This is a genomic window from Oceanimonas sp. AH20CE76 (genome assembly GCF_039654065.1).
GTDB classification, from domain to species: Bacteria; Pseudomonadota; Gammaproteobacteria; order Enterobacterales; family Aeromonadaceae; genus Oceanimonas; species Oceanimonas smirnovii.
Genome location: NZ_CP155481.1, coordinates 152,612 through 177,621, shown reverse-complemented (window position 1 = coordinate 177,621; position 25,010 = coordinate 152,612). Strand labels below are relative to the sequence as shown.

Annotated in this window: 20 protein-coding genes, 4 tRNA genes and 1 pseudogene; 12 read left to right on the top strand and 13 right to left on the bottom strand. The window is 57.6% G+C overall.

Features of this window, described 5'->3' with window-relative positions; genetic code table 11:
• Positions 1 to 2 precede the first annotated feature (2 nt).
• Positions 3 to 1,208, top strand: coding sequence for a murein hydrolase activator EnvC (gene envC / locus N2M06_RS00865; RefSeq protein ID WP_019934719.1), 1,206 nt, complete (start codon positions 3 to 5; stop codon positions 1,206 to 1,208).
• Positions 1,209 to 1,395: 187 nt separating this feature from the next.
• Here the strand turns inward: envC and N2M06_RS00860 are convergent, their stop codons facing one another.
• Together N2M06_RS00860 and N2M06_RS00855 are read right to left on the bottom strand one after the other, a co-directional pair.
• A complete protein-coding gene (locus tag N2M06_RS00860) occupies positions 1,396 to 1,647 on the bottom strand; it encodes a YkgJ family cysteine cluster protein (RefSeq protein WP_019934718.1) in 252 nt (83 codons plus the stop codon).
• Positions 1,647 to 2,309: a gamma-glutamylcyclotransferase gene (locus N2M06_RS00855; protein WP_317075671.1), complete on the bottom strand. Its 663-nt coding sequence runs from the start codon at positions 2,307 to 2,309 to the stop codon at positions 1,647 to 1,649. Before N2M06_RS00855 ends, N2M06_RS00860 begins: the two co-directional genes overlap by 1 nt.
• Before the next feature lie 14 nt (positions 2,310 to 2,323).
• Between N2M06_RS00855 and N2M06_RS00850 the strand changes: the two genes are divergently transcribed.
• Positions 2,324 to 2,701: an acetyl-CoA sensor PanZ family protein gene (locus tag N2M06_RS00850; RefSeq protein WP_019934716.1), complete on the top strand. Its 378-nt coding sequence runs from the start codon at positions 2,324 to 2,326 to the stop codon at positions 2,699 to 2,701.
• A 28-nt stretch (positions 2,702 to 2,729) separates the two neighbouring features.
• On the top strand, positions 2,730 to 4,106 hold the full coding sequence (locus tag N2M06_RS00845) for a class II fumarate hydratase (RefSeq protein ID WP_346351320.1): 1,377 nt from the start codon (positions 2,730 to 2,732) through the stop codon (positions 4,104 to 4,106).
• Between the two features lie 57 nt (positions 4,107 to 4,163).
• Here the strand turns inward: N2M06_RS00845 and N2M06_RS00840 are convergent, their stop codons facing one another.
• The 5 genes from N2M06_RS00840 to N2M06_RS00820 form a co-directional block, all read right to left on the bottom strand.
• On the bottom strand, positions 4,164 to 5,009 hold the full coding sequence (locus N2M06_RS00840) for an IclR family transcriptional regulator (RefSeq protein ID WP_346351319.1): 846 nt from the start codon (positions 5,007 to 5,009) through the stop codon (positions 4,164 to 4,166).
• A gap of 183 nt (positions 5,010 to 5,192) precedes the next feature.
• Positions 5,193 to 5,269, bottom strand: a tRNA-Pro gene (locus tag N2M06_RS00835).
• Positions 5,270 to 5,385: 116 nt separating this feature from the next.
• A tRNA-Leu gene (locus N2M06_RS00830) sits at positions 5,386 to 5,472 on the bottom strand.
• A 34-nt stretch (positions 5,473 to 5,506) separates the two neighbouring features.
• Positions 5,507 to 5,582: transfer RNA gene (locus N2M06_RS00825), tRNA-His, on the bottom strand.
• Positions 5,583 to 5,607: 25 nt separating this feature from the next.
• Positions 5,608 to 5,684 (bottom strand) — tRNA-Arg (locus N2M06_RS00820).
• 227 nt (positions 5,685 to 5,911) lie between these two features.
• On the opposite strand from N2M06_RS00820, the gene N2M06_RS00815 reads away from it, so the two are divergent.
• The 7 genes from N2M06_RS00815 (at position 5,912) to pssA (ending at position 15,709) form a co-directional block, all read left to right on the top strand.
• Positions 5,912 to 6,478, top strand: a complete 567-nt coding sequence (locus tag N2M06_RS00815) for a TetR/AcrR family transcriptional regulator (protein ID WP_019934713.1) — start codon at positions 5,912 to 5,914, stop codon at positions 6,476 to 6,478.
• 25 nt (positions 6,479 to 6,503) lie between these two features.
• The gene (locus N2M06_RS00810; RefSeq protein WP_019934712.1) at positions 6,504 to 7,625 is read left to right on the top strand and encodes an efflux RND transporter periplasmic adaptor subunit; all 1,122 of its coding nucleotides are present in this window, start codon (positions 6,504 to 6,506) and stop codon (positions 7,623 to 7,625) included.
• Between the two features lie 12 nt (positions 7,626 to 7,637).
• Entirely contained in the window at positions 7,638 to 10,715 is a 3,078-nt protein-coding gene (locus tag N2M06_RS00805; protein ID WP_346351318.1) for a multidrug efflux RND transporter permease subunit, read from the top strand.
• Positions 10,716 to 10,791: 76 nt separating this feature from the next.
• Positions 10,792 to 11,700 carry a DMT family transporter gene (locus N2M06_RS00800; RefSeq protein ID WP_019934710.1) on the top strand — a complete coding sequence of 303 codons (909 nt, stop codon included), beginning with the start codon at positions 10,792 to 10,794 and terminating at the stop codon, positions 11,698 to 11,700.
• Positions 11,701 to 11,733: 33 nt separating this feature from the next.
• Positions 11,734 to 12,393, top strand: a complete 660-nt coding sequence (locus tag N2M06_RS00795) for a GntR family transcriptional regulator (RefSeq protein WP_346351317.1) — start codon at positions 11,734 to 11,736, stop codon at positions 12,391 to 12,393.
• 9 nt (positions 12,394 to 12,402) lie between these two features.
• A complete protein-coding gene (locus N2M06_RS00790; protein WP_346351316.1) occupies positions 12,403 to 14,193 on the top strand; it encodes an aminopeptidase P family protein in 1,791 nt (596 codons plus the stop codon).
• 166 nt (positions 14,194 to 14,359) lie between these two features.
• Positions 14,360 to 15,709 carry a CDP-diacylglycerol--serine O-phosphatidyltransferase gene (gene pssA / locus N2M06_RS00785; protein ID WP_346351315.1) on the top strand — a complete coding sequence of 450 codons (1,350 nt, stop codon included), beginning with the start codon at positions 14,360 to 14,362 and terminating at the stop codon, positions 15,707 to 15,709.
• 60 nt (positions 15,710 to 15,769) lie between these two features.
• Here pssA and N2M06_RS00780 read toward each other — a convergent pair.
• Positions 15,770 to 16,524: pseudogene (locus N2M06_RS00780) on the bottom strand (IS5 family transposase).
• A gap of 119 nt (positions 16,525 to 16,643) precedes the next feature.
• On the opposite strand from N2M06_RS00780, the gene recG reads away from it, so the two are divergent.
• Together recG and N2M06_RS00770 are read left to right on the top strand one after the other, a co-directional pair.
• On the top strand, positions 16,644 to 18,716 hold the full coding sequence (gene recG, locus N2M06_RS00775) for an ATP-dependent DNA helicase RecG (protein ID WP_346351314.1): 2,073 nt from the start codon (positions 16,644 to 16,646) through the stop codon (positions 18,714 to 18,716).
• Between the two features lie 309 nt (positions 18,717 to 19,025).
• On the top strand, positions 19,026 to 21,050 hold the full coding sequence (locus N2M06_RS00770; RefSeq protein ID WP_346351313.1) for a hypothetical protein: 2,025 nt from the start codon (positions 19,026 to 19,028) through the stop codon (positions 21,048 to 21,050).
• On the opposite strand, the gene N2M06_RS00765 is transcribed toward N2M06_RS00770, so the two are convergent.
• The 5 genes from N2M06_RS00765 to N2M06_RS00745 form a co-directional block, all read right to left on the bottom strand.
• Positions 21,047 to 21,937 carry a bifunctional GNAT family N-acetyltransferase/hotdog fold thioesterase gene (locus N2M06_RS00765; protein WP_346351312.1) on the bottom strand — a complete coding sequence of 297 codons (891 nt, stop codon included), beginning with the start codon at positions 21,935 to 21,937 and terminating at the stop codon, positions 21,047 to 21,049. The two genes, N2M06_RS00770 and N2M06_RS00765, sit on opposite strands and share 4 nt — an antisense overlap.
• Before the next feature lie 71 nt (positions 21,938 to 22,008).
• Positions 22,009 to 22,446 carry a D-aminoacyl-tRNA deacylase gene (gene dtd, locus N2M06_RS00760; protein ID WP_317075687.1) on the bottom strand — a complete coding sequence of 146 codons (438 nt, stop codon included), beginning with the start codon at positions 22,444 to 22,446 and terminating at the stop codon, positions 22,009 to 22,011.
• Entirely contained in the window at positions 22,443 to 23,402 is a 960-nt protein-coding gene (pip, locus tag N2M06_RS00755; RefSeq protein ID WP_317075688.1) for a prolyl aminopeptidase, read from the bottom strand. Before pip ends, dtd begins: the two co-directional genes overlap by 4 nt.
• Complete coding sequence (locus N2M06_RS00750; protein ID WP_317075689.1) at positions 23,402 to 24,298, bottom strand: virulence factor BrkB family protein; 897 nt, start codon at positions 24,296 to 24,298, stop codon at positions 23,402 to 23,404. The genes pip and N2M06_RS00750 overlap by 1 nt, the downstream gene beginning before the upstream one ends.
• A gap of 112 nt (positions 24,299 to 24,410) precedes the next feature.
• Positions 24,411 to 24,992 carry a YceI family protein gene (locus N2M06_RS00745; RefSeq protein WP_346351311.1) on the bottom strand — a complete coding sequence of 194 codons (582 nt, stop codon included), beginning with the start codon at positions 24,990 to 24,992 and terminating at the stop codon, positions 24,411 to 24,413.
• Positions 24,993 to 25,010: the final 18 nt, after the last annotated feature.

The window sequence follows — 25,010 nt, the reverse complement described above, 5'->3', positions numbered from 1 at the left end:
CTATGGGCACGCAAAGACTGATTGTTTCGTTATTGCTGAGCACCGGCCTGATGGCCGGTGCTTGCGCATGGGCGGACGACAGCAAGGACCTGGGCAATGTAAAAGGACAGATTGCCAGCCAGCAAAAGGATATTCAGACTCAGCAGCGGGAGCTGAAGGCATTGCAGCAACAGCTGGCCAAGGATGAAAAAGCCATTTCCGCCATGGCACGACAGCTGAACCAGACGCGCAACAAGCTGAAAGGCAACGAGCAGGAGCTGGCCCGGCTCGATCAGGAACACAAAGCCCTGAACCGTCAGGCTGATGAACAAAAACAGCAGCTGGCCACACAGCTGCGCGCTGCCTATCAGAATGGCCGCCACGATTATCTGAAGCTGCTGCTTAATGGTCAGGACAGCAGTGATATAGACCGTCTGCTGCACTATTACGCCCACCTTAACCAGGCCCGCGCCGATGCGCTGCACAGACTGGCCGACATTCGCCGCCAGCTGGCGGATAACCGCCGCCGGGCCGAGCAGAGCCGGGTTCAGCTCAAAGCGCTGCTGGCAGGCCAGCAACAACAGCAACAATCGCTGCAACAACGGCAAAATGAGCGTAACCAGACCGCTAAAAAGCTTAACGCTCAGCTGGAGCAGGGTAACCGCCGGCTGGCCAATCTCAAGCAGGCTGCCAGCCACCTTGAACAACAGATAAAAGCCGCCGCCGAGCGCGCCGAACGAGAACGGCTGGAGCGTGAACGCCGTGAAGCCGCTGCCCGTCGTCAGCCCGGCCCCTCGGGTCACACGCCGGTGGTGGCCAAAACTCAAGGAAACTTTGGCGGCCTGGCCAAAGGCAGCCTGCCCTGGCCACTGAAAGGCAAACTGCAGCATCGCTTTGGCTCATCGCGGACCAGTGAACTGAACTGGAAAGGCCTGCTGATTTCCGCTCCCGCCGGACGGCAAGTCAGTGCGGTGGCCAATGGCCAGGTCGTGTATGCCGACTGGCTGAACGGCTTTGGCATGGTGATGGTGATTGATCACGGAAAAGGTTATTTAAGCCTTTACGGTCATAATCAGTCTTTACTGCTGGGGCCCGGTGACAAGGTCAAGGCCGGCCAGGCCATTGCTCTTAGCGGTGAAAGCGGCGGCCAGGACAAGCCCGGCCTGTATTTTGAAATACGCTACAAAGGTCAGGCCGTGGATCCCCTGCCCTGGCTGCGCCGGGGTTAGGACGTTCTCAGAACACAAAATCGACGAATAGCAGCAGGCAACGTCGATGCTACCCGAAGCAGCAGTGGGGATTGCCGTAGCCGACCATTAAATGCCATGGATGGCATTTTCGAGCGTTACAGGGAAGTACTTGTAGCGTGTCGGCGGAGTGCAACCGCACTGATGCTTCGTTGCACAAGTGCAACAGTCAGGCCGTCGCCGCTTCCAGCTCGCTGATAAGCCAGATGGCGTTGTCCCGGCTGGTGCCGCATACGTCTTCGGCCGGGTTGAAACGGGCACACAACGCCGGCCGCTCGGGCCTGCCGAACAGCTCACAGCGCATGTCTGCCATTAAATGAGCACAGGGCACGCCCGCCGGTTTACCATTGGGCATGCCCGGCAAAGGTGCACTGATGCTGGGTGCAATACAACAGGCACCACAATTGGAGCGACACTCCATTAATACTCTCCTTCCGCCGGCAGCAAGGCGGCCAGTGCGGATACATGCTCGTCGTGAACGCCCTGGGCAGCCAGCGCACTCGCCAGATTCAGCAAATATTCCCGGTTACTGCCGCTGGGGCCGTGAGCGCGGGCGATGTGAGCTGCCATTTCCTTCAGCGGAGCGGCTCCCAAAAAAGCCGCATTATCTTCGGTGGCAAGATAAATCAGCCCTTCCTCACCCCGGCCGCCGTCAAACCGGATGATGACCCGCTCCCGCAAATAGCCGTTCTTTTCTCTGAGGTCGAGCCCGGCCAGCACCGCCGGCTCAATACGATAGGCCATGCCATAACAGAGCGCGTCCGGCTGACGGGTCAGGGTTGCCACCCGCCCCGGTAACTCCGGCGTGCCTCTGTGATCATGAGAACCCTGCCAGAACCGCCGCGCCCAGCCCTCAATATAAGCGGGCCTGCGTTCAATAAAGGCAAAGTCTGCCTTCCAGATCAGGGAGCCATAACCAAACAGCCAGAAGCTGTCGTGCTGATCGAAATGGGTCATGGCGCTGTTGTGCGCCCGGGTATCAAAGCTCATTGCAAACATCATGGTAGAAAACACGCCGCCATGATGCCGCTCGGGCCGGCGTTTGTCGAACCGGCCGCGTGTTAGAATAGGTATTTTCATCATCAGGGAGCGGCATTATGCGCCTTACCATACACCGGCTTACTCACCTTCCCGAGCAGCATCATCAGCATGCCGGACTTATTCTGCAGCAGCATACTCTGCCGGAGAAACAGCCCTTTTTACTGGCCACCTTCAACGATAAGGCGGTGGCCATGGCGTGGCACCGGCAGGAGCAAATTGTATTTTTTGCAGTACGGGACATTACCCGCCGCCGGGGCGTAGGCAGCGAGCTGCTGCGCCGGCTGAAAGAGCAGGCCAAAGCAGAGGGCCTGACCCGGCTGGAACTGAATTTGAACGACGCGCCTGAACAGCAAACCGAGGCACTGGCGGCGTTTTTTGAGCAGGCGGGCTTTCACCGTCAGCAAGGAGTGCTAAGCTGTTCTCTGTATTCCTAACATCCTGAAATGAAAGGGGGAAGCAGTAATGAAAATGCGAACAGAGCAAGACTCCATGGGCAAAATAGAGGTGCCGGCCAAGGCCCTTTATGGTGCTCAGACCCAGCGCGCCATTAACAACTTTCCCATTTCAGGCACCCCTCTTCCCGCCGGCTTTATTCATGCGGTGGCAGCCATCAAGGCAGCCTGTGCCCATGCCAATAGTGAACTTGGCCGGCTGGAACAAAGCAAGGCCGATGCAATTCTTCAGGCCGCCCATAGTGTGATGCAGGGTCAACATGACGATGCCTTTCCGGTGGATGTGTTTCAGACCGGCTCGGGCACCAGCACCAATATGAACGTTAACGAAGTACTGGCGAACCTTGCCAGTGACCATGCCGGTCTGCCAGTGCACCCTAATGACGACGTCAACATGGGCCAGAGCTCCAATGACGTGATCCCGTCGGCCATTCATGTCAGTGCGGCGCTCGCCTTCAGCCGGGATCTGCTGCCGGCGCTGCACCAGCTGGAGCAAACCATACTGGGAAAAGGAGAACAGCTGCAGAACAAGGTAAAAACCGGCCGCACTCACCTGATGGATGCCATGCCCCTGCGCTTTGATCAGGAGCTGGGTGGCTGGGCCACTCAGATACAATATGGCCGCGACCGGCTGCAGGGGCTGCAGAGCCGGCTGCAGCAGCTTGCTCTTGGCGGCACCGCCATCGGCACCGGTATCAATGCCGATCCGCGTCAGGCCAGGCTGGCTTGTGACTACCTCAATCAGCTCACCGGCCAGGCGTTTTGTCCGGCAGAAGACTACTTCTATGCGCTCAGCAGCCAGGACACGGCGGTGGAGCTGTCGGGCCAGCTGAAAACCCTGGCGGTGGCACTGATGAAAATTGCCAACGATCTGCGCTGGATGAACTCGGGACCGCTCACCGGTGTGGCCGAAATTCAGCTGCCGGCGCTGCAGCCGGGCTCATCCATTATGCCTGGTAAGGTCAACCCGGTTATTCCCGAGGCGGTGGCCATGGTGGCAGCGCAAGTAATAGGCCTGGATGCCGCCAATACCGTTGCCGGGCAGTCGGGCAATTTTCAGCTGAATGTGATGCTGCCGCTGGTGGCCAGCAACCTGCTCACCATGATCAAGCTGCTGGCCAACTGTACGCCCCTGCTGGCAGAAGCCATTGACGGCTTTATCCTGAACGAGGCACACATTGAAAAAAACCTGGCCCGCAATCCCATACTGGTCACGGCGCTGAATCCGGTGATCGGCTATGCAAAAGCCGCCGTCATTGCCAAAAAAGCCTATGCCGAGGGTCGCTCTGTTCTTGAGGTGGCGCAGGAAGAAACCGAGCTGTCTGACGCCGAGCTGCGCGAACTGCTTGACCCCGCCGCCCTGACCCGGGGCAGCCAGCAGCGTTAGGCCAGCCAGAGCAAGATGAGTGAATAAAATCGGCAGGTTGGAACGAAGCCCATCATGCTAGCGGTCAGCCTCCGGCTTTCGGCTGTTTGCTTTGGGAGTTTTGCCGCCAATCGCCTGCGTCACTTCCCTGGCAGCGTCCATTACCAGGGCACTGAGCTGGGGAATGCGCTCCCACTTTACCCGCACCGCCGGGCCAGAGATGGAAATGGCAGCCACCGCCTCGCCGTATTCGTTATAAATGTTGGCGGCAATGCAGCGCAGCCCTTCAAACTGCTCCTCGTCGTCGAGGGAATACCCCTGACGGGCAATTTTAACCAGTTCCTGCTCAAACTGACTGGGGTTGATAATGGTGTGCTCTGTGTAGGCTTTCATACCGCCATTACGTACCAGCTCCAGCGCCTCTTTCATGGGCAGGGCCGACAACAGCGCCTTGCCCACGCCGGCGGCATGCACTGGCGAGCGGCTGCCCAGAGACACCACCATACGCATGGTCTGGGGGGATTCCACCTGGCCCACATAAACCACGCTGCCCTGCTCCAGAATGGCCAGGTTGGAGGTTTCACCGGTTTCTGCCACCAGTCGCTTCATATGCGGCCTGGCCTGGGCAATAAAATCGCGCTTTTTAAGGTAGGCATTACCGATGGAAAAGGCATTAACGCCTATGCTCCACAATCCCTGAGTATCATCAAGATCGACAAAGTCATGGCTGCGCAGGCTGTTCAGCAGGCGATGGGCGGTAGAAGGTGCCAGCCCCAGGCTGCCGGCCACGTCGGTCAGCGACATGCCCATATCAGAGGCGGCCAGCCGTTCCAGCAGCAGCAGCGCCCGGGACAGGGACTGAACCTGGGTGGCACCACCCGCCTTGGTGTTTTTGGTTTTTTTGAGTTTTGTTTCGTCAGCCATTAAAAAGCCGTGTATTACAGAGACCTAGCTCACATTGTATGGTTAATTGTCGCGCAAGTCCCGCCCTGTGTGGCGCTAACTGTATACAGAAGAAAGGAAAATGAAAAACACGAATGCGCTAAACAGCGTCATGCCGATGCCGTGCTGCAGACGTAAAAAAACCGACCCTGAGGTCGGTTAATTTGGTCGGCGTTGCAGGATTCGAACCTGCGACCCTCTGGTCCCAAACCAGATGCGCTACCAGGCTGCGCTAAACGCCGGAAAACGTTGTATTACTTTAAATCTGTTCGGGTTGCGACCCTCTGGTCCGCTTATTCTCAAAACACGAGATACACTACCAGGCTGCGCTAAACGCCGTTAAACTGTTTGAAAGCAGTGGTGCGAAGGGGGGGACTTGAACCCCCACATCCGTAAGGACACTAACACCTGAAGCTAGCGCGTCTACCAATTCCGCCACCCTCGCATCGTGTACTGCTTTCCAGGCCGTGGCCTGAAACTGGGGTGACCGACGGGGCTCGAACCCGCGACAACTGGAATCACAATCCAGGACTCTACCAACTGAGCTACGGTCACCAGTATTACCTTGTCCAAAACCGAATGGCGCGCCCGACAGGATTCGAACCTGTGACCTCTGCCTCCGGAGGGCAGCGCTCTATCCAGCTGAGCTACGGGCGCTCTACATTTGGACGCTGCGAATACTAAGCGTCAGCCCTGCCCCTGTCCAGTACTTTTTTACTAACAAGACACGCCTGTCGCTTTTATCAGCACATTGCTGCTTTTTTTAACTAAAGTGATGATAAGGCCTGATGCAGACAATTGACTTGAGCCGGTAATTCTCTAGAATCCTCAAAAGAGGAATGAACGTTCATTCACTCTGGGTTTCAAATGACGATAAGCAAGACATGGTAAACAAACGCGAGCGCATTCTTAATGCAGCGGAACACCTGATCGCCCATAAAGGTTTTCAGGGCATGTCGATGCAGCAGGTGGCCAACGAGGCCAATGTGGCCGCCGGCACCATTTATCGCTATTTCAAGGATAAAGAAAGCCTGCTGCGTTGTGTGCATGAAGAGCGGCTGCAAGAAGTATCCCAGGCCTTGCTGAAAGGGGTGAACACGCAACAGCCTTGCCTGGCGCAATTTCGCGTGCTGTGGCGTAACTGCCTGCATTATTTGCTGAGCAACCCCGACTGCCTGCTCTATCGTGTGCAGTATGAAGCGTCTCCCCTGTTCACACGGGAGGAGGAAGTACGCATGGATGAACGTTACTTCAAGCCGGTGTTCGAGTTTTTTGAACACGGCCGTGAAACCGGCTTGTTCCGGGATCTGCCGGCAGAGCTGCTGGGCTTTCTTGCCATGGAAAACCTGATGTTGCTTACCCAAAAACACACCCGGGGCTGCATTCAGCTGAGTGATGCTATTTTTGATGAGCTGATGGATGCTGCCTGGAACGCTATTTTAAAACGCTAACAACCACGTCGCGGGAGTGACTTCGATGAAAAAGTGGACCCTGTCCATGCTGCTGCTGGTAATTCTTATCTTTGGCAGCGTCATTGGTTTTAATCTGTTCAAACAAAAAATGATGGCCCAGTATTTTGCCAATATGCCGGTGCCCAGCTTTCCTGTCACCGTTACCGAAGTAACACCACAAGACTGGACTCCTCGTATTGCTGCTATCGGCTTTATTGAGCCGATTCAGGGCATTAACGTCAGCAACGAGTCTGCCGGCATTGTCCGTGCCATTCACTTTGAATCGGGTCAGCAGGTTAAAGCCGGTGATGTGCTGCTGGAACTGGATGCCGATGTAGAGAAAGCCAACCTGCGCAGTGCCGAGGGCCGCCTGCCTGCAGTTCAGGCAAACCTGGAGCGTATGCGTCAGCTGTTCCAGCGTGGCTCAGTGTCTCAGGGCCAGCTGGATGAGGCAAACGCCAACTACCGGGAACTGCTGGGGCAAATTGACTCTCTCAAGGCCACCATAGAGCGCCGTACCATTCGTGCACCTTTTCAGGGTGTAATGGGCATTCGTAACGCCTTTCTGGGTCAGTACCTGAATGCCGGCACCGACATTGCCCGACTGGAGGATATCAGCCAGTTCCGCATTCGCTTTACCATTCCTCAGACCCGCATTGCCGATATTCAGGTGGGCCAGACCCTGAATATTCTGGTCGATGCCTACCCGGACACGCCCTTTGAAGGTGAAATCACCGCCATTGAGCCACAAATTAATCCTGAATCCGGCGTAGTACAGGTGCAGGCCAGCATTCCCAATCCGGAAGGCAAGCTGCGCTCCGGCATGTTTGCCAAGCTGGATGTACAGCTGCCGGTGAAAACTGACCAGATTCTGGTGCCTCAGCATGCCATTAACTTCACCCTCTACGGCCAGACCGTGTATGTGGTAAAAGAAGAGCAGACCGACGATGGCGAAACCGTGCAGGTGGCCAGCCAGCGGGTAGTGGAAGTGGCCGAGCGTGAACAGGACTACGCCCGCGTGGTAAAAGGCCTGGAAGCCGGTGAAACCATAGTCACTTCGGGTCAGGTGCGCCTGTCTAACGGCAGCCGGGTCAAGCCGGTGGAAAGCGACGCCCTCAACACCCCAGAGTCGGCCCCCCTGCTGTAAGCGGAGAATTCCATGCGTTTTACCGATATCTTCATAAAACGGCCGGTACTGGCCGTCTCGATCAGCCTGCTGATCGTGCTGCTGGGGCTGCAGTCCCTGCAGAACATGCAGGTGCGAGAATATCCGGAAATGACCAACACCGTCATTACCGTGAACACCGGCTATTACGGTGCCAGTGCTGATCTGATACAGGGGTTTATCACTCAGCCTCTGGAGCAGGCCATTGCCCAGGCCGACAACATCGACTTTATGTCGTCGTCGAGCAGTAACGGCAAGTCTGTTATTACCGTACAGATGAAGCTGAACACCGATTCCAACGCGGCGCTGTCCGATATACTGGCCAGGGTCAATTCGGTGCGCTCACAGCTGCCCCGGGAAGCGGAAGATCCCAGCCTGGAGATGACCACGGGGGCCTCTACCTCCATTATGTATATCTCCTTCAGCAGTGAGCAGCTTAACTCGCCCCAGATCAATGACTATCTGGAACGGGTGGTGCGGCCACAGTTTTATTCGGTGGATGGCGTTGCCAAGATCAACCTGTTTGGTGGTGCCAAGTTTGCTCTGCGCATCTGGATTGATCCCCTGCGCCTGGCGGCTCAGCAGCTGACCGCTGCCGAGGTGCTGTCGGTGCTGCAGGCCAACAACTACCAGGCAGCCGCCGGCCAGTCTACCGGCTATTACATGCTCTATAACAGCGACATCAATACTCAGATAGAAACTGCCGAGGAGCTGGAGTCACTGGTGGTAGCAACCCGAGACGATGCCGTGGTGCGCCTGCGCGATGTGGCTAATGTGTCGCTGGAAAAGAGTCATGATGTGGTACGCGCCCTGGCTGATGGTCAGTCGGCGGTGATCATAGGTGTGGATCCGACGCCGTCGGCCAACCCGCTGAGCGTGGCTGAAAACGTGCGTAATATGCTGCCGGATCTCGAACGCAATATGCCCGACACCATCAAGATGGAACTGCTCTACGATGCTACCGATGCCATCAACGAGTCCATTTTTGAGGTAGTAAAAACCATTCTCGAAGCCTCGCTGATCGTGGTAGTGGTGATCACTCTGTTCCTGGGCTCACTGCGCGCCGTACTGATCCCCATTATTACCATACCGCTGTCGCTGATAGGCGTGGCCATTCTGATGAGCGCCTTTGGCTTCAGTATTAACCTGATGACCCTGCTGGCCATGGTACTTGCCATCGGCCTGGTGGTGGATGATGCCATTGTGGTGGTGGAAAACGTCGACCGCCACATCAAGGCCGGAGAGTCCCCCTATCGGGCCGCTATTCTCGGCACCCGGGAAATTGCGGTGCCGGTGATCACCATGACCATCACCCTGGCGGCGGTATACGCACCCATTGCGCTGATGAGCGGCATTACCGGCTCTCTGTTCAAGGAGTTTGCGCTTACTCTGGCGGGGGCCGTATTTATCTCCGGCATAGTGGCACTGACCCTGTCGCCCATGATGTGTTCCAAGCTGCTCAAGCCCCACGACAACCCCAACCGCTTTGAGCGGGGCGTGGAGAATACCCTGGATCGCATGACCAACCGCTACAGTCGTATGCTGGATGCGGTGCTGGCCAAACGCCCGGTGGTCATCGCCTTTGCCCTGCTGGTGTTTGGCTCCATGCCGGTGCTGTTCAGCTTTATTCCCAGCGAGTTGGCGCCGAGCGAAGACAAGGGTGCCTTTCTGATGATGGCCAAGGCACCCAACACCGCCAACCTCGATTACATCGAAAATAATATGCGTGAAGCGGTGAAAGTGCTCAATAATGACGATGCTCTGTCCACTTCCCTGACCATTGCCGGCGTGCCCAACGCCAACCAGGGCCTGGCAATCGCCATACTCAAACCCTGGAGTCAGCGGGATGCGCAAAAAGCGGTGATTGAGCGGCTGACGCCACCGTTGCAGGCCATTCCGGCGGTGGCCATCAGTGCCTTTGAGTTCCCCGAGCTGCCCGGTGCCTCCAGCGGTTTGCCGGTGCAATATGTGCTGACCACCCCCAACAACTTTGAAAGCCTGTATGAAGTCGCCGCCGAGGTGCTGAAAAAAGTCAGCCAGAGCCCGCTGTTCGTCTACAGCGAGCTGGACCTGGCCTTTGACTCGGGCACCATGAAAATCAAGGTTAACAGAGACAAGGCCGGTGCCTATGGCGTGACCATGCAGGACATTGCCCTGACCCTGTCCACCATGATGAGTGACGGTTATGTTAACCGGGTGGATCTGGACGGCCGCAGCTATGAGGTGATCCCTCAGGTAGCCCGGGCCGACCGGCTTAATCCGGACTCCATTAAGGACTATTACGTGCGCGCCCATAACGGCGACATGGTGCCCCTGGCCAACCTGGTATCCATTACCATGGAAGCTCAGCCCCGCGCCCTGCCCCACTATAATCAGCTGAACTCGGCCACCATTGGTGCCGTACTCACGCCCGGAGTAAGCATGGGTGATGCCATTGGTTTTCTGGAGCAGGACGTCACCGCCGAACTGCCCAACGGTTATAACCACGACTATCTGGGCGCTGCCCGCCAGTTCGTAACCGAGGGCAATGCGCTGTATATGACCTTCCTGCTGGCGCTGTTCATCATCTTTCTGGTGCTGGCGTCCCAGTTTGAAAGTGTGCGCGATCCGCTGGTGATCATGGTGTCTGTGCCGCTGGCCATTTCCGGCGCTCTGGTGGCGCTGGCCTGGGGTCTGGCCACCATGAACATATACACTCAGGTGGGGCTTATTACCCTGGTGGGCATTATTACCAAGCACGGCATTCTGATGTGTGAAGTAGCCAAGGAAGAGCAGTTGCACCGGGGCCGGGATCGTACCGAGGCCATTCGGGTGGCAGCCCGCATTCGTCTGCGCGCCATTCTGATGACCACTGCCGCCATGGTGGCGGGCCTGATTCCGCTGCTGTTTGCCACCGGTGCCGGTGCCTTCTCCCGCTTTGGCATGGGCATCGTCATTGTGTCCGGCCTGAGCATAGGTACACTGTTCACCCTGTTCGTGCTGCCGGTGATCTACACCTTCCTGGCATCACGGCATCAGCCGCTGCCGGAGTTTGACGAAACTCAGGCACCCAAGGCATTGCCGGAACAGTAAGCTGATTCAAATAAACCAAGGGCTGCATCACGCAGCCCTTTTTATTGAGCAATGCTGTAACAAGACAGGCAAAGAGATGAAAAATCAGAAAAAAGCCTATTTATACGGGCTGGGCGCGGTGGCCTGCTGGTCTACCGTGGCCAGCGCCTTCAAACTGTCGCTGGGTTACTTTGAACCGGCCCAGCTGCTGCTGGTGGCCACCCTCAGCTCACTGTTGTTACTGCTGGGACTGCTGGTGCGCCAGGGTAAACTGCATCTGCTGGGCCGCACCTTTAAACAGAATCCCGGTTACTATGCCCTGCTGGGGCTGATCAATCCGGCGCTGTATTATCTGGTGCTGTTTCAGGCCTATGATCTATTACCGGCCCAGCAAGCCCAGACCCTCAACTACACCTGGGCCATTACCCTTACCCTGCTGGCGGTGCCCTTTCTGGGGCAGAGCATTCGCCGCCAGGACTGGATCGCCATACTGCTTGGCTACCTGGGTGCCATGGTCATCGCCACCAAAGGCAATTTGCTCAGCCTGGACTTTGACAGCCCGCTGGGGGTGGCGCTGGCACTGGCCTCCACCTTACTGTGGGCCGGCTACTGGATACTGAATACCCGCAACCAGGCCGAGCCGCTGGTTACTCTTACCCTGAGTTTTTTACTGGGGCTGCCGGTGATTGTGCTGGCCACCGCCTGGCTGTCGGATTTTTCCCTTACCGCCTGGCAGGGCTGGGTGGGAGCCATTTATGTGGGCCTGTTTGAAATGGGCTTTGCCTTTGTGATGTGGCTGCTGGCCCTGCGTTATGCGGAAAATACTGCCCGTATCTCAAATCTGATCTTTATCTCGCCCTTTGCATCTTTGCTGCTGCTGTGGCTGCTGGTGGGCGAACAAATTTACCCTGCCACTCTGGTGGGTTTGGTGATGATAGTCACGGCATTGCTCATTCAGCAATGGCAACCCCGCCGCCGGTTTGCCAACCATACAGAGGCAGAGTAGAGTGACTGATACCAAAAACGTATACGATTTTTCATGAGCCGAGCTCCCTATAAAACGCTTACCCAATCGGTGGTAGAAACGCTTCGGGCGCGCATTCTCAAAGGCGAGTTCAAGGCCGGCGCTCCTTTGCGCCAGGACACCCTGGCTCAGGAGCTGAATGTAAGCCGGGTTCCGGTGCGCGAAGCGCTGATGCAGCTGGAAGCCCAGGGTCTGGTCAAGTTTGAGGCTCACCGCGGTGCCGTGGTGACCGAGCTTGATGCCGAGGCGATTGACGAGCTGTTCTATCTGCGCGCCATGCTGGAAAGCGACTTGTTGTTTCAGGCCTTTGATCACCTCACTGAAGAACAGCTGAGTCAGGCCGATACCATTCTGGCCGAATTTGATCATATTCTGGAAACCGGCGATCAGATTGAACGCTGGAGTGAGCTGAACCGCCGCTTTCATACCACACTTTACGGCCCGGCTAACCGGCCGCGCACCCTGGCGCTGGTGGATCAAATTAACCTTAGTTGCGACCGCTACATTCAGCTGGAGCTGCTGCACTCCCGGCAAGGCATTATGACCGCCGAGCGGGAACATACTCAGCTGTTAAGCCTGTGCCGTCAGCGGCGCAAGTTTGAAGCCGCCGCCCTGCTGCGCCAGCATATAGAATCCGCCGGCCATTCCATTAAACATCTGCTCAAGACCCGTTAAGGAATCACCATGACTCATGCCCAACGCCTTGCCAGTGTTCGCCACGACCTGCAGCAACAGCAGCTGGATGCCTTTATTGTGCCCCACGACGACGAGCACCTGGGTGAATATATTCCTCCCTATGCCGAGCGGCTGCACTGGCTGACCGGCTTTACCGGCTCTGCCGGCGCTGCCGTGGTGCTGGCCCGCAAGGCGGCGGTATTTGTGGATGGCCGCTATACGGTGCAGGTGCGCCATCAGTGCGATGCCAGACTGTTTGAATATCGTCACCTGATTGAGCAGCCGGTGCTCGACTATGTGCTGAGCGAGCTGAATACCGGTGCTCGTGTGGGCTTTGATCCGCGTCTGCACAGCCGGAGCTGGTTTGATGCCGCCCAACAGAAACTGGCCGCCCGCGGCCTGCAGCTGGTGCCGGTGAAGCACAACCCTATAGACAATCACTGGCAAAACCGGCCCGAGCCGACAATTAACCCGGCCCTGTTGCTGAGCCAGGAATACAGCGGCCAGCACAGCGAAGCCAAGCGCAACCGCATTGCCGAACAGCTGGCTGCCGGCAATATCGACGCGCAATTACTCACTCAGGCCGAGCCCATTAACTGGCTGCTCAATATTCGCGGCCGGGATATTCCCTGCCTGCCGGCGGTGTTAAGCTTTGCCCTGCTGCATAAGGACGGCAGCGTGCAATTGTTTGCCGAGCCCGCCAAGTTTGAAGGCCTGGATCTGACCGCCCACTGCGGCCATAACGTGACCCTGGCGCCCTTTAACGCCCTGGAACAGGCACTGACCGAGCTGGGCAACAAGGGTGCCCGGGTGCAGCTGGACCCGGCCACCGCCAACGCCTGGAGCAGCCTGGTGCTGGAGCAGGCCGGTGCCAAAATCGTGTTTGCGGATGATCCCTGCATGCTGCCCAAGGCCTGCAAAAACCCGGTGGAAGTACAGGGCAGCCGTGCCGCTCACCTGCGCGACGGCGTGGCCGTGTGCCGCTTTCTGGCCTGGCTGGATCGCCGTCTTGAGCAGCCCGCTCCCGAGCGCGAAGACGAAGGCACCCTGGCCGACAAATTGCTGGCGCTGCGGGCCGAGCATGCCGATTTTGTCGAGCCCAGCTTCAGCACCATTTCGGCACTGGGGCCCAACGCCGCCATGTGCCACTACCATCATGACAACGGCACGCCGCGAAAGCTGGGTCAGGACGCTATCTATCTGGTGGACTCCGGCGGCCAGTATCTGGACGGCACCACCGACATTACCCGCACCGTAGCGGTAGGCGAGCCTGATGACGAGATGCGCAAACTGTTTACCCTGGTGCTGCGCGGCCATATTGATCTGGCCTCAGCCCGCTTTCCCGCCGGCACCGGCGGCCTGCAGCTCGACGCCCTAGCGCGCATGCCGCTGTGGCAGCAGGGCTACAACTTCGATCACGGCACCGGCCATGGCGTGGGCCATTACCTCAGCGTACACGAAGGTCCTCAGCGCATTTCACCCAAGGGCAGCACAGTGCCGCTGACCACCGGCATGATAGTGTCTAACGAGCCCGGCTATTACCGGGAAAACGCCTTTGGTATTCGCTGTGAAAACCTGGAAGTGGTGCAGCCCGCCGACACCTCCGGCGATATTCCGGTATTTGAGTTTGAAAACCTCACCTGGGTACCCTTTGACCGCCGGCTGATCGACAGCACCTGGCTGGAAGCCAAACACATCGAATGGCTCAACGACTACCACGCCACTGTCTGGGAAAAGATCAGCCCGCAACTGGAAGGCGAAGACCTCACCTGGCTCGAGCAGGCGACACGCCCGCTTTGAGGGATTAGGGATTAGGGACTGGGGAATAGGAAGTAGAACCATTCCCTATTCCCTGCTCCCCAATCCCCGCAGTGATTTGCTGCCCTTTGCCTTAATTCGGTAAACTGCACCGAATCTTGTCGTTTGAGTATGGTCTTAAACGGCAATGTTATTAATCAGGTTCATTATGCGACTAGCCAACTACTACCGAAGTCTGCTTCAGCGTTTGCCTGCTCTGTCGGTGAATGCCGATCAGGTGCGGGTGCTGCACTCCGCCGCCGATTTTAAATCCCGGCTGCTGGCGCTGATTGCCACCGCCAAAACCCGCATCTGTCTGGTGGCCCTCTATCTGCAGGACGACGACGCCGGCCGGGAAATTCTCACTGCCCTGCATGACGCCAAACAGGCCAACCCGGCGCTGGATGTGCGCCTCTATGTGGACTTTCACCGGGCTCAGCGTGGTCTGATTGGCCACAAGGGTCAGGGCGGCAACCACTGTATGTATCAGGAGTTTGCCGAACGTTATAAGCACCCCATCGCCATTTATGGCGTACCGGTCAAGGGCCGGGAGCTGCTGGGCGTGCTGCACCTGAAAGGCTTTGTGTTTGACGATACCCTGCTCTATTCCGGTGCCAGCATCAACGATATCTACCTGCACCAGAATGGCCGCTATCGTTTTGATCGCTACCACGAAATTACCGATGCCAGCCTTGCCGACACCATGCTCGGCTACGTAGACCGGCTGTTTGCCCACAACCCGGCGGTGCCGGCGCTGAACAGGGCGGACATTCCCACTGCCCGTCAGCTGCGCCAGTCCATACGGCAGTTTCGTCAGCAACTGCGCCGGGGCCAGTATCAGTTTGATGATAAATCCCGCCAGAGCGGCGAGGTGGCGGTCACGCCGCTGGCCGGCCTGGGCAAACGGGGCAACAAACTGAACAAGGCCATTCGGCTGCTGGTAAGAAGCACCCAGCAGCGGCTGTTTATCTGCACACCCTATTTTAATCTGCCCAAATCCCTGGCCCGGGATATTCGTGCCCAGCTGAAAAAAGGCCGGGAAATCACTCTGGTGATCGGTGACAAAACCGCCAACGATTTTTATATTCCGCCGGACCAGCCGTTCCGCACCATAGGCGGCCTGCCCTACCTGTATGAAGCCAACCTGCGCCGCTTTGCCCGGGCCAACCAGACCTTTATTTACAAGGGCCGGCTCAACATTATGCTGTGGCACCACGACCACAACTCCTATCACCTCAAAGGGCTGTTTGTGGACGACGATCTGGCCATGATCACCGGCAACAACCTCAACCCCCGAGCCTGGGGTCTGGATCTGGAAAACGGCCTGCTGCTGCAGGATCCGGAGCACAAGCTGCGGTTAGTTTTTGAGGAAGAAAAGGCCAATATTCTGCAGCACTGCCGCCGCCTGACTCACTTCACCGAAATCGAGCAGCTCAGTGACTATCCCGAGCCGGTGCAGCGCCTGCTGAAGCGGGTGCAGCGCACTCAGGCCAATGTGTTACTGAAACGCTTACTCTGAAAAACAGGGAACAGGGATTGGGGAATTGGGACTGGATTCGTCCCTAGGGGGCGTTCTCAATCATGCCAACCATATCACTGTTGATACGAGGTGGAGCATGGCAGTGTAGTGTTTCGCGACACGTTCATATCGTGTCGCGATACGACGGTAATGCTTGAACTTTTGGAAAGCGCGTTCAACCAAATTACGCTCTTTATACAGCGCCTTATCGTAATCCCGAGGGCTGCTCCGGCTCTTCCTGGGTGGGACCACCGGAGTGGCACCACTGGCACAGATTGCGGCCACGAAGTTATCCGAGTCATACCCTTTGTCGGCTATCACAACGTCCGCTTCCAAGCCTTCAATCAACTGATTGGCCTGACCATATTCCGACGCTTGTCCGGGCGTTAATAGCACGCGAATCGGGTTACCCAACGCGTCGACAGCGAGGTGAATTTTGGTGCTCAGTCCTCCTCGCGACTTACCTTGTGCTTGTTCGTCGCGTTCTGTTTTTTTGAGGCCCCATGCTGATGGACCCGGACGATACTGCCATCGACCATTAGGTGTTCAAGGTCAGGATCGTCCGAGACGGCTTCCCAAATACGTGCCCATACGCCTTTGTGTGACCAGCGGTTATAGCGAACATAGACCCGGTGCCAATGGCCAAAGGAGGCTGGCAGGTCCCGCCAGGGCGCTCCTGTTCGAGCAATCCACAACACGGCTTCAACAAAAAGGCGGTTATCCTTTGCGGTGACCCCACAGTCACTCGCCTTACCCGGAAGCAAGTCCTTGATCCGTTCCCACTGGTCATCTCTCAGTACTGTACGCTCACTCATTTACACTCCGAAGGCCCTGATGCTATCGGGAGGAGTTTACACTAATTGAGAACGCCACCTAGTCCCATTTTAATCCCGGCTTTGCTATTCTCTGTACATATTTACAGTGAAGGGCCGCCATGAGACCGGACAAAATGCCCCTTAACCTGCTCAAGGGCGTAGGTGACAAAATGCAGGAAAAGCTGCACCGGCTGGGGCTGGAAACGGTGCAGGATCTGCTGTTTCATCTGCCGCTGCGCTATGAAGACCGCACCCAAATCTGTCCGGTGGCCGAACTCAGGCCCGGCATGCATGTGTCTGTGGTGGGCGAAGTGGTCGACAGCCACATCAGCTATGGCCGCAAACGCATGCTGCTATGCCGGCTGCGGGACGACAGCGGCACCCTGACCCTGCGCTTTTTCAACTTTGCCGCCGCCCAGAAAAACAGCCTCACCGCCGGCACCCGGCTGCGCGCCTTTGGCGAAATTCGCCCCGGTCATCATGGCCTGGAGATCATTCATCCGGAATATACTCTGCTACAGGGCGATAATCCGGTCAGCGCAGAAGCCAGCCTGACCCCCGTTTATGGCACCACCGAAGGGCTGCGCCAGATCAGCCTGCGCCAGCTCACCGATCAGGCGCTGGCGCTGCTGGCGCAAACTCCGCTGCCCGAGCTGCTGCCTGAGGGCCTCTATCATCAGCAAATTCCCCTGAACGATGCCGTGCGCCTGCTGCACCGGCCACCCCCGGACGTGGCGCTGGATCAGCTGGAGCGCGGCCAGCATCCGGCCCAGCAGCGACTGGTCATGGAAGAGCTGCTGGCCCATAACCTGTCGGTGCTGCAGGTGCGCGAACAGGGTCAGACCCATCTGGCCCGGGCACTGCCCGCCGCCGAGGCGCTGGTGAATGACTTTCTGGCCCGGCTGCCGTTTTCTCCCACCGGTGCTCAGCAGCGGGTAGTAGCGGAAATTGGTGCCGATCTGAATAAAAACGTGCCCATGATGCGGCTGGTGCAGGGGGATGTGGGCTCGGGCAAAACCCTGGTGGCGGCACTGGCGGCGCTGCAGGTGATCGGCAACCAGGGGCAAGTGGCGCTGATGGCACCCACCGAGCTGCTGGCAGAGCAACACGCCGCCAACTTTGCCGCCTGGCTGGCTCCCATGGGTATAAAAGTAGGCTGGCTGGCGGGCAAGGTAAAAGGCAAGGCCCGCACCGAGCAACTGGAAAAACTGGCCAGTGGCGAGCTGGCCATGATAGTGGGCACCCATGCGCTGTTTCAGGAACAGGTGCAGTTTAACGCCCTTGAGCTGGTGATTATCGACGAGCAGCACCGCTTTGGCGTGCACCAGCGGCTGGCCCTGCGGGAAAAAGGCACTCAGGGCGAGCACTATCCGCACCAGCTGATCATGACCGCCACTCCCATTCCCCGCACTCTGGCCATGACCGCCTACGCCGATCTCGACACCTCCATCATTGACGAGCTGCCCCCGGGCCGGACGCCGGTGACCACGGTTGCCATTCCCGACACCCGGCGCGATGAAGTGATTGAACGAGTGCGCCAGGTGTGCCGTGAACAGGGCCGCCAGGCCTACTGGGTGTGCACCCTGATTGACGAGTCGGACATACTGGAATGCCAGGCGGCGGAAGACACCGCCGCCGCCCTGTCGGAACGGCTGCAGGAGCTGAAGGTAGGGCTGGTGCACGGCCGCATGAAAGCAGCAGAAAAACAGGCAGTGATGGCCGATTTCAAGGAAGGCAAACTGGACCTGCTGGTGGCCACCACCGTCATTGAAGTGGGGGTGGATGTGCCCAATGCGTCGCTGATGATCATTGAAAACCCCGAACGTCTGGGGCTGGCTCAGCTGCATCAGCTGCGCGGCCGGGTGGGCCGGGGGGCCACCGCTTCTCATTGTGTGCTGCTCTATCACGCTCCCCTGTCAAAGACCGCCACTCAGCGGCTGGGGGTGCTGCGCGATACCAACGACGGCTTCATCATCGCCCAGAAGGACTTGGAAATTCGCGGCCCGGGCGAGTTGCTCGGCACCCGCCAGACCGGGCTGGCAGATCTGAAAATTGCCGATCTGGTGCGGGATCAGGCGCTGCTGCCGGAAGTACAACGGCTGGCCCGCTATCTGGCCGACCGCCACCCCGACTGCGTGCAGCCATTGATCCGCCGCTGGCTCGGCACTCGGGATCACTACGGTAAGGTTTGAGAAAACAATATTGCATGCCGTATGTCATCTGCATCGGCGTGCAGATCCGTCGGGCACGGCGCACTACTTCACGACACGCTTCAAGTACCTCCATGTAGCGCTCGGCAAATGCATCTGACCGCCATGGATGGCGGGAATGACGAAAATGCAGGAGCAATTTTCGGCCATGGCATTTGATCGGTCGTGAAGCAGACACCCCGCACCCTCCTTATGCAGCTCCTGAGTAGCCTGAAGACTAAAAGTAAATCAGTTTCCGGCGAAGTCCTGCCTATGTATGATACAAGCAGCGGGTTTTAAAAGGATAAGTGCATGAAAAAACTGGCCAGAAGAGGTTTGACGGGGCTGCTGGTGCTGTTGCTCGGCGGCTGGTTGCTGCTGAACCTGCTGGATGTGAATCAGCTGAAAAAGCCGGTGCTTACCTGGCTGAACGAGAATACCGAGCTGGATGTGAGTATTGGCCGGCTGGAATTCAATCCGCTGTCACCCTACAAACTGCTGGCAGAAGACGTGCGGCTCGGAGACTGGTTCAGCGCCCGCCAGGTTTATCTGGAGCTGGAGCAGCTGGCACCGCTGGCCGGACGCACCGAGATCGCCATTCTCGATATTATCGACGGCAGGCTCAACCTTGAGCAGACCCGGCCCCCCGAACTGCCCGCCAATCTGGCCAATGTTTATATTCATGAACTGAATACCCGCAACCTCAGCCTCGCCGGCAACGGCTGGGAAGCCGGCGGTATTCGGCTGAGCGTCAGCAACTGGCAACCCCGGCAAAACGGCCAGTGGCAATGGTGGGCCGATGCCGATGTCAGCGGCAATCTGCGCCAGCTGTCTCATCCCGCCCTGGAGCTGGCCGGATTTGGCTTTACCGGCCAGTTACGCCAGGGCCGGCTGGAGCTGGATGATATGCGCAGCCGGCTGTTTGGCGGCCTGCTCAGTGGCAGTCTGGTGCTGGATCCGGTCAGCCGCGAGCTGCGTCTGAACAGACCCCGGTTCAGTCAGGTAAAGCTGCCGGTCAATCCGGATGTCACCCTGGCCGAAGGCTGGACCCTGCAACTCACCCGGGCCGGACTCGATAACGTCAGTCTGACCACACCTTCGCTTGTTGTTAACGGCATCAGAGGCGAGATCAGAGACCTGGAATGGACAGGTTCCGGGCTGCCACAAGGCCGGGGACAATGGCAGGCCAGTGAAGCCACCCTCGACTGGCTGCGCCTGGACAGCCATACACTGCAGTGGCTGGGAGACAAAGAGCGTCAGAGCATCACACTGGCAGGCAACGCCTGGGAAGGCAATATTGAGGCTGAACTAGGCTGGTATGCGGATCAGGGCAGGCTCGACGTAGACGAGCTGCGACTGAGCAACACCAAGCTGGTATGGCAGCCTGATATACACTGGCCGGTGCCGGATGTGCGTATTCATAAGCTCAACCTCACCAGTACAGAGCTGCTGTCGCTGGACAACGAGCTGCCGCTGTCTGTTTATAACGGCGATGTGTTTATCACGGATCTGGCCTGGTCGGCAGGATTATGGCGGCCACTCAGCACTCAGGCCCGAATTGAAGGCAGTGTGACCGAGCTGGTCTGGAACAGCCTGATCGGCCGCAATACTGAGTTCAGCGCTCGTCTTACCGACGAGCAATGGCTGCTGGATAACCTCAATGGCAACTGGCTCGACGGTCAGCTGACAATGAACGGCAGCATGGGGCTTTACCCGCCTCACAGCACAGAGCTTGAGCTTGCAGGCAAAGACTGGCAGCTGCGCCATCTCAGCAACTGGCTGCGGGCCGACAGAGGCTTTGCCGGTGATCTTACCGTTAATGTCAGCCTCACCGGTGAGCCCGGTAACGCCGACAGCTGGCAGGGAAAGCTGGCGCTGGACGGCCGGGATATTTTTGTGGAGCAGGCGGGACTGGATCACTGGCTGCACAACCGGCTGGCAGAAGACTACCCTCGGCCCAAACAGGTGGATGCGGCCCTGGCCGGACTGGATTTAATGCAACATGACGGCTTTATCTACCGGCTCGACTTACAGGGGCCGGTTCAGGCTGGCCGCTGGCAGCTGAACGGCAGCGCTCTGCAGAGCGTGCGCCATTTGCTGGCCCTGCGAGGCAGCATCAGCGCCGGCGGCCAGCTTGATCTCAACCTGGGGGTGATTAACGATGCCGGTTGCCGGGAGCTGGCCATTCGGTTAACCGAAGACTGGCACGCACCGCAACTGCGCCTGCATCAGCCGGTGTTGTCCGCGCCCTGCCAGCCCTGGTATACCGGCGCTGTGCCTTATCCGGCTGCCGGCCTGCCCGGCAAACTGACAGACGCGGTGCGGGCGCTGCCTTAATGCGGAAGGATCACATACCGGCCGGTAAAGAGAGCGGCGCGGGTATCGCCGCTATACAAGGTAACACTAAGCTCCACTTTAACCCGCTCTCCCCGGCCCAGCGGCTGCAGCTGTTCCCGCAGCCGGCCCTGCACTTCGGCGGTGGGCTCGTCCCACACCGGCGTCAGATATTTAATGTCACCACTGCTCTGCACTATGTCGCCGCTGAGGCCATATTCCTGCATTTGCAGCCAGATAAGCCCCCAGCCACTGAGTACACACTGACTGTAAATGCTGCCGGCAAACATGGACTCATGCATATTTAAATTGGCAGTGAGATTAGCCAGGGTTTTCAGCTTGCTGCCGGTATACTGAATAATCTTGACGCCCATTTTTTCACTGATGGGAATGCGCCTGTGCCACTGGCGCTGCAGCTCGTCGCACAGCTCTGGTCTGTGGCTTATCTCATGAATGGGGGTCAGCGCCTTAATCATCTGCCGGTGCGGAATTTTGCCAAAGCTGATGGGACCTTCCCCCACCACGGTAAATCCGCAGTGCGTATAAAACGCCACCGCCTCTTCCCGGGCGTTCATCACCAGCCGGCGCACTCCCTGCTGACGGGCGACCTGTTCCAGAGCCTGCACCATACGTGAGCCCAGACCGTGATCCCGGCACTCCGGGATGACCGCCATAAAGCGGATCTGAGCTTCATCGCCGCTTACATAAAGGCGGCCCACCGCCACCAGTTTGCCGGTGTCGTCCACCATCATGCGATGATGGGCATATTCGTCAAATTCATCTCGTTCCGAGCCCTTCGGCTGTTGCCAGGGCTTACGCAGCAGCTGCCAGCGCAGCTGATAATAGGCTTCCAGTTCCGCTTCCGTTTGCGGGGTGACCACACGATACATGGTCTGCTCCTGTTGTGGTTATTCGTAAGTAAGGAATGCCGGGTGGGGCATACGCCCTGAAGCGTGCAGGCTTATGCCTGCAGCCAAAAGGTAACGGGACCGTCGTTAGTCAGGCTTACCTGCATATCGGCGGCAAAGCGGCCCGCTTCTACCGCCACGCCCTGATCCCGGGCGGCCATCAGAAAATAATCATACCAGTGCTCTGCGTCTGCCGGTGCCGCACCGCGGGAAAAGCTGGGCCGCAAGCCACTGTTGGTATCGGCGGCCAGAGTAAACTGAGACACCACCAGCAGGCTGCCACCCGCCTGACGTACATTAAGATTCATTTTACCATTTTCATCGGGAAACACGCGATAGCCCAGCACCTTGGCCAGCAGCTTGTCGGCTTTAACCTTATCGTCGTCCCGCTCCACCCCCAGCAGCACCAGCAGGCCGGGGCCAATGGCACCTACTTGCTCGCCGGCCACGGTTACCGAGGCGTCTGTTACTCGTTGAATCAGGGCAATCATACTGCTGCCAACTCCCTTGCCATGTGATCGGTGGCCTTGATAAGCGCGTCCATAATACCCGGTTCAAAGGCCGAATGCCCGGCACCGGGCACAATTTGCAGGTGAAGTTCGGGCCAGCAGGCAGCAAGTGTGGTGGCAGCGGCGGGTTTGCAGATGGCGTCGTAACGGCCGTGCACCAGAACAGCGGGCAGGCCGCGCACGTTATTTATGTGCCGAATAATGTAGTTTTCTTCAAAGAAACAGTGATTTACAAAATAATGACACTCCAGCCGGGCCAGTGCCAGGGCGCTGTGCGCTTCACCATAATGGCTTTCGGCATCGTGCCGGGGCAGCAGAGTAGAAATGCGCCCTTCCCAGATGGCCCAGGCCCGGGCAGCATTGAGCCGGGCCAGCTCATTATCACTGGTAAGCAGCTGATAGTAACGGTGCAGCAGATCTTCTGCGTTACCGTTAAGGGGCGTCAGAAACTCCCGGTAATAGTCGGGAAACAGCTGGGCAGCACCGCCTTCGGGCTGATACAGCCAGTCAAGATCCTGCTGCCGGCCCAGAAACAAGCCTCTCAGCACCAGCCCCAGTACTCTGCCCGAATGCTCAATGGCATAGCACAGCGCCAGCGTCGAGCCCCAGGAGCCGCCAAACACCAGCCAGCGCTCAATGCCAAGATGAACACGAATTTGCTCCATATCGGCCAGCAACGCCTGCGTGCTGTTATCGGCAAGCTCCGCATGAGGCACAGACTGACCGGAGCCTCGCTGATCAAACAAAATAATGCGATAGCGCTCGGGATCAAAAAAGCGTCTGTGCTCCGGGCTGATACCGGCCCCGGGTCCGCCATGCACCAATACCACGGGAATACCCAGCGGATTACCACTTTCTTCCACATAAATCTGGTGTAAATCGGATACAGGCAGCCAAAACTGCCGGTTAGCATTAATTGCCGGATACAGGGTGCGCATCAGTCAGAGCCCTCGTCGTCTTTATCATCCTCAAAGCTTAGTCCGTGGCTGTGTTCATAATCACCCAGACTGGCGGTCAGCTCGGCACCAAACAGCGCTATCATCCAGCTGAAGTAAACCCATACAAATAAAATGGGAATGGTCGCCAGAGCACCGTAAATGGCCTGATAAGACGGAAACTGAGTGATATAAAAAGCAAAACCGCGCTTGGCAATTTCAAACAGCACGGCCGCCACCAGACCACCCACAATGGCATGGCTGAAGCGCACCCGCTTGTTGGGCACCACCATGTAAAACACCACAAACATCAGGGTAGACAGCAGAAACGGCAGCATACTCAGCAACAGGGTTCCCACACCAAAGAAACTGTCACCCTGAAACAAGCGCATAGACGTAATGTAGGACGTTACCGCCAGGCTGGCCCCGGCCAGAATGGGCCCAAGAGTCAGGATCATCCAGTAGGTGGAAAAAGCCACCGACCAGCGCCGTTTCTGGGAAACCCGCCAGATATGGTTGAAATTTTCATCAATGGCCGAGATCAGCAGCATGGCAGTCACTGCCAGTGCCGCCACACCGATGGCAGTGGTTTTGGATGCATTGTCGATAAAGCCCTGAATGTTCTTTTGCACCACGTCTCCGGCGGCCGGCACAAAATTGCTGAACACAAAGTTTTGAATGGTCTCGCGCAGCTCGGCAAACATGGGAAAGGCCGACATCATGGCAAACACCACCGCCAGCATGGGCACCAGCGACAACAGACTGATATAAGTAAGATAACCGGCAGTAATTTTAAGCCGGTCCTGTTGCATGCGCTTGAATACAAAGAGAGAAAAATCCACTCCATGCTCCCGAATAAAGCGCAAGCGATGCCCGATGCGGGCGGCAACCTGAGTCATGGCACATCCTGTTTAGGGTAAGTAAATGTTTATTGTGGCAAATTTAAGTCCCAAATGAAAAACCGCCCGGCTTTTGGGACCGGGCGGTGTGCATAACACAGGCGGGTTTTATTTACTGGCGTACGCCTTCCAGATGCATATCCAGATAAACAGTGGCAGCGGCCGGACCCAAATCATAGTCGATGCCGAAGTCAGCCAGTTTTATTTCCATCTCGCCTTCAAAGCCGCGACGGAAGCCCCCCCAGGGATCTTCACCGGCACCTACCTGCTCAATTTCAAATTCCACCGGCTTGGTTACGCCGTGCAGGGTCAGATCCCCTTTCACCACATATTCACCCTCGTCATCATCGTCTTTGGTGACGCTGGTACTTTTAAAGGTGGCTTCCGGAAACTTGCTCACATCGAGAAAGTCGTCACTGCGAATATGGCGATCCCGCTCACCGTGGTTGGTGTCGATGCTGGCCGTTTTTATCGTCATCTCCACGCTGTTGTTGGCGGCATTGCTTTCATCAAAGGTGAAGTTACCACTGAAATCATTAAACCGGCCCACAATCCAGCTGTATCCCAGATGGTTGATTTTAAAGTTTACCGAGGCATGCATGCCTTGCGTATCAACGGTGTAGTTTTCAGCAGCGGCAAACGCCGGTGAGGCAGAAACAGCCAGCAAAGCGGAAGCAATCAGTGTTTTTTTCATGTTATCTCTCCTGTGTGA

Coding starts and splice junctions, on each gene's coding strand:
- envC (WP_019934719.1), top strand. CDS start 3: ATGGGCACGCAAAGACTGATTGTTTCGTTATTGCTGAGCACCGGCCTG.
- N2M06_RS00860 (WP_019934718.1), bottom strand. CDS start 1,647: ATGGAGTGTCGCTCCAATTGTGGTGCCTGTTGTATTGCACCCAGCATC.
- N2M06_RS00855 (WP_317075671.1), bottom strand. CDS start 2,309: ATGATGAAAATACCTATTCTAACACGCGGCCGGTTCGACAAACGCCGG.
- N2M06_RS00850 (WP_019934716.1), top strand. CDS start 2,324: ATGCGCCTTACCATACACCGGCTTACTCACCTTCCCGAGCAGCATCAT.
- N2M06_RS00845 (WP_346351320.1), top strand. CDS start 2,730: ATGAAAATGCGAACAGAGCAAGACTCCATGGGCAAAATAGAGGTGCCG.
- N2M06_RS00840 (WP_346351319.1), bottom strand. CDS start 5,009: ATGGCTGACGAAACAAAACTCAAAAAAACCAAAAACACCAAGGCGGGT.
- N2M06_RS00815 (WP_019934713.1), top strand. CDS start 5,912: ATGGTAAACAAACGCGAGCGCATTCTTAATGCAGCGGAACACCTGATC.
- N2M06_RS00810 (WP_019934712.1), top strand. CDS start 6,504: ATGAAAAAGTGGACCCTGTCCATGCTGCTGCTGGTAATTCTTATCTTT.
- N2M06_RS00805 (WP_346351318.1), top strand. CDS start 7,638: ATGCGTTTTACCGATATCTTCATAAAACGGCCGGTACTGGCCGTCTCG.
- N2M06_RS00800 (WP_019934710.1), top strand. CDS start 10,792: ATGAAAAATCAGAAAAAAGCCTATTTATACGGGCTGGGCGCGGTGGCC.
- N2M06_RS00795 (WP_346351317.1), top strand. CDS start 11,734: ATGAGCCGAGCTCCCTATAAAACGCTTACCCAATCGGTGGTAGAAACG.
- N2M06_RS00790 (WP_346351316.1), top strand. CDS start 12,403: ATGACTCATGCCCAACGCCTTGCCAGTGTTCGCCACGACCTGCAGCAA.
- pssA (WP_346351315.1), top strand. CDS start 14,360: ATGCGACTAGCCAACTACTACCGAAGTCTGCTTCAGCGTTTGCCTGCT.
- recG (WP_346351314.1), top strand. CDS start 16,644: ATGAGACCGGACAAAATGCCCCTTAACCTGCTCAAGGGCGTAGGTGAC.
- N2M06_RS00770 (WP_346351313.1), top strand. CDS start 19,026: ATGAAAAAACTGGCCAGAAGAGGTTTGACGGGGCTGCTGGTGCTGTTG.
- N2M06_RS00765 (WP_346351312.1), bottom strand. CDS start 21,937: ATGTATCGTGTGGTCACCCCGCAAACGGAAGCGGAACTGGAAGCCTAT.
- dtd (WP_317075687.1), bottom strand. CDS start 22,446: ATGATTGCCCTGATTCAACGAGTAACAGACGCCTCGGTAACCGTGGCC.
- pip (WP_317075688.1), bottom strand. CDS start 23,402: ATGCGCACCCTGTATCCGGCAATTAATGCTAACCGGCAGTTTTGGCTG.
- N2M06_RS00750 (WP_317075689.1), bottom strand. CDS start 24,298: ATGACTCAGGTTGCCGCCCGCATCGGGCATCGCTTGCGCTTTATTCGG.
- N2M06_RS00745 (WP_346351311.1), bottom strand. CDS start 24,992: ATGAAAAAAACACTGATTGCTTCCGCTTTGCTGGCTGTTTCTGCCTCA.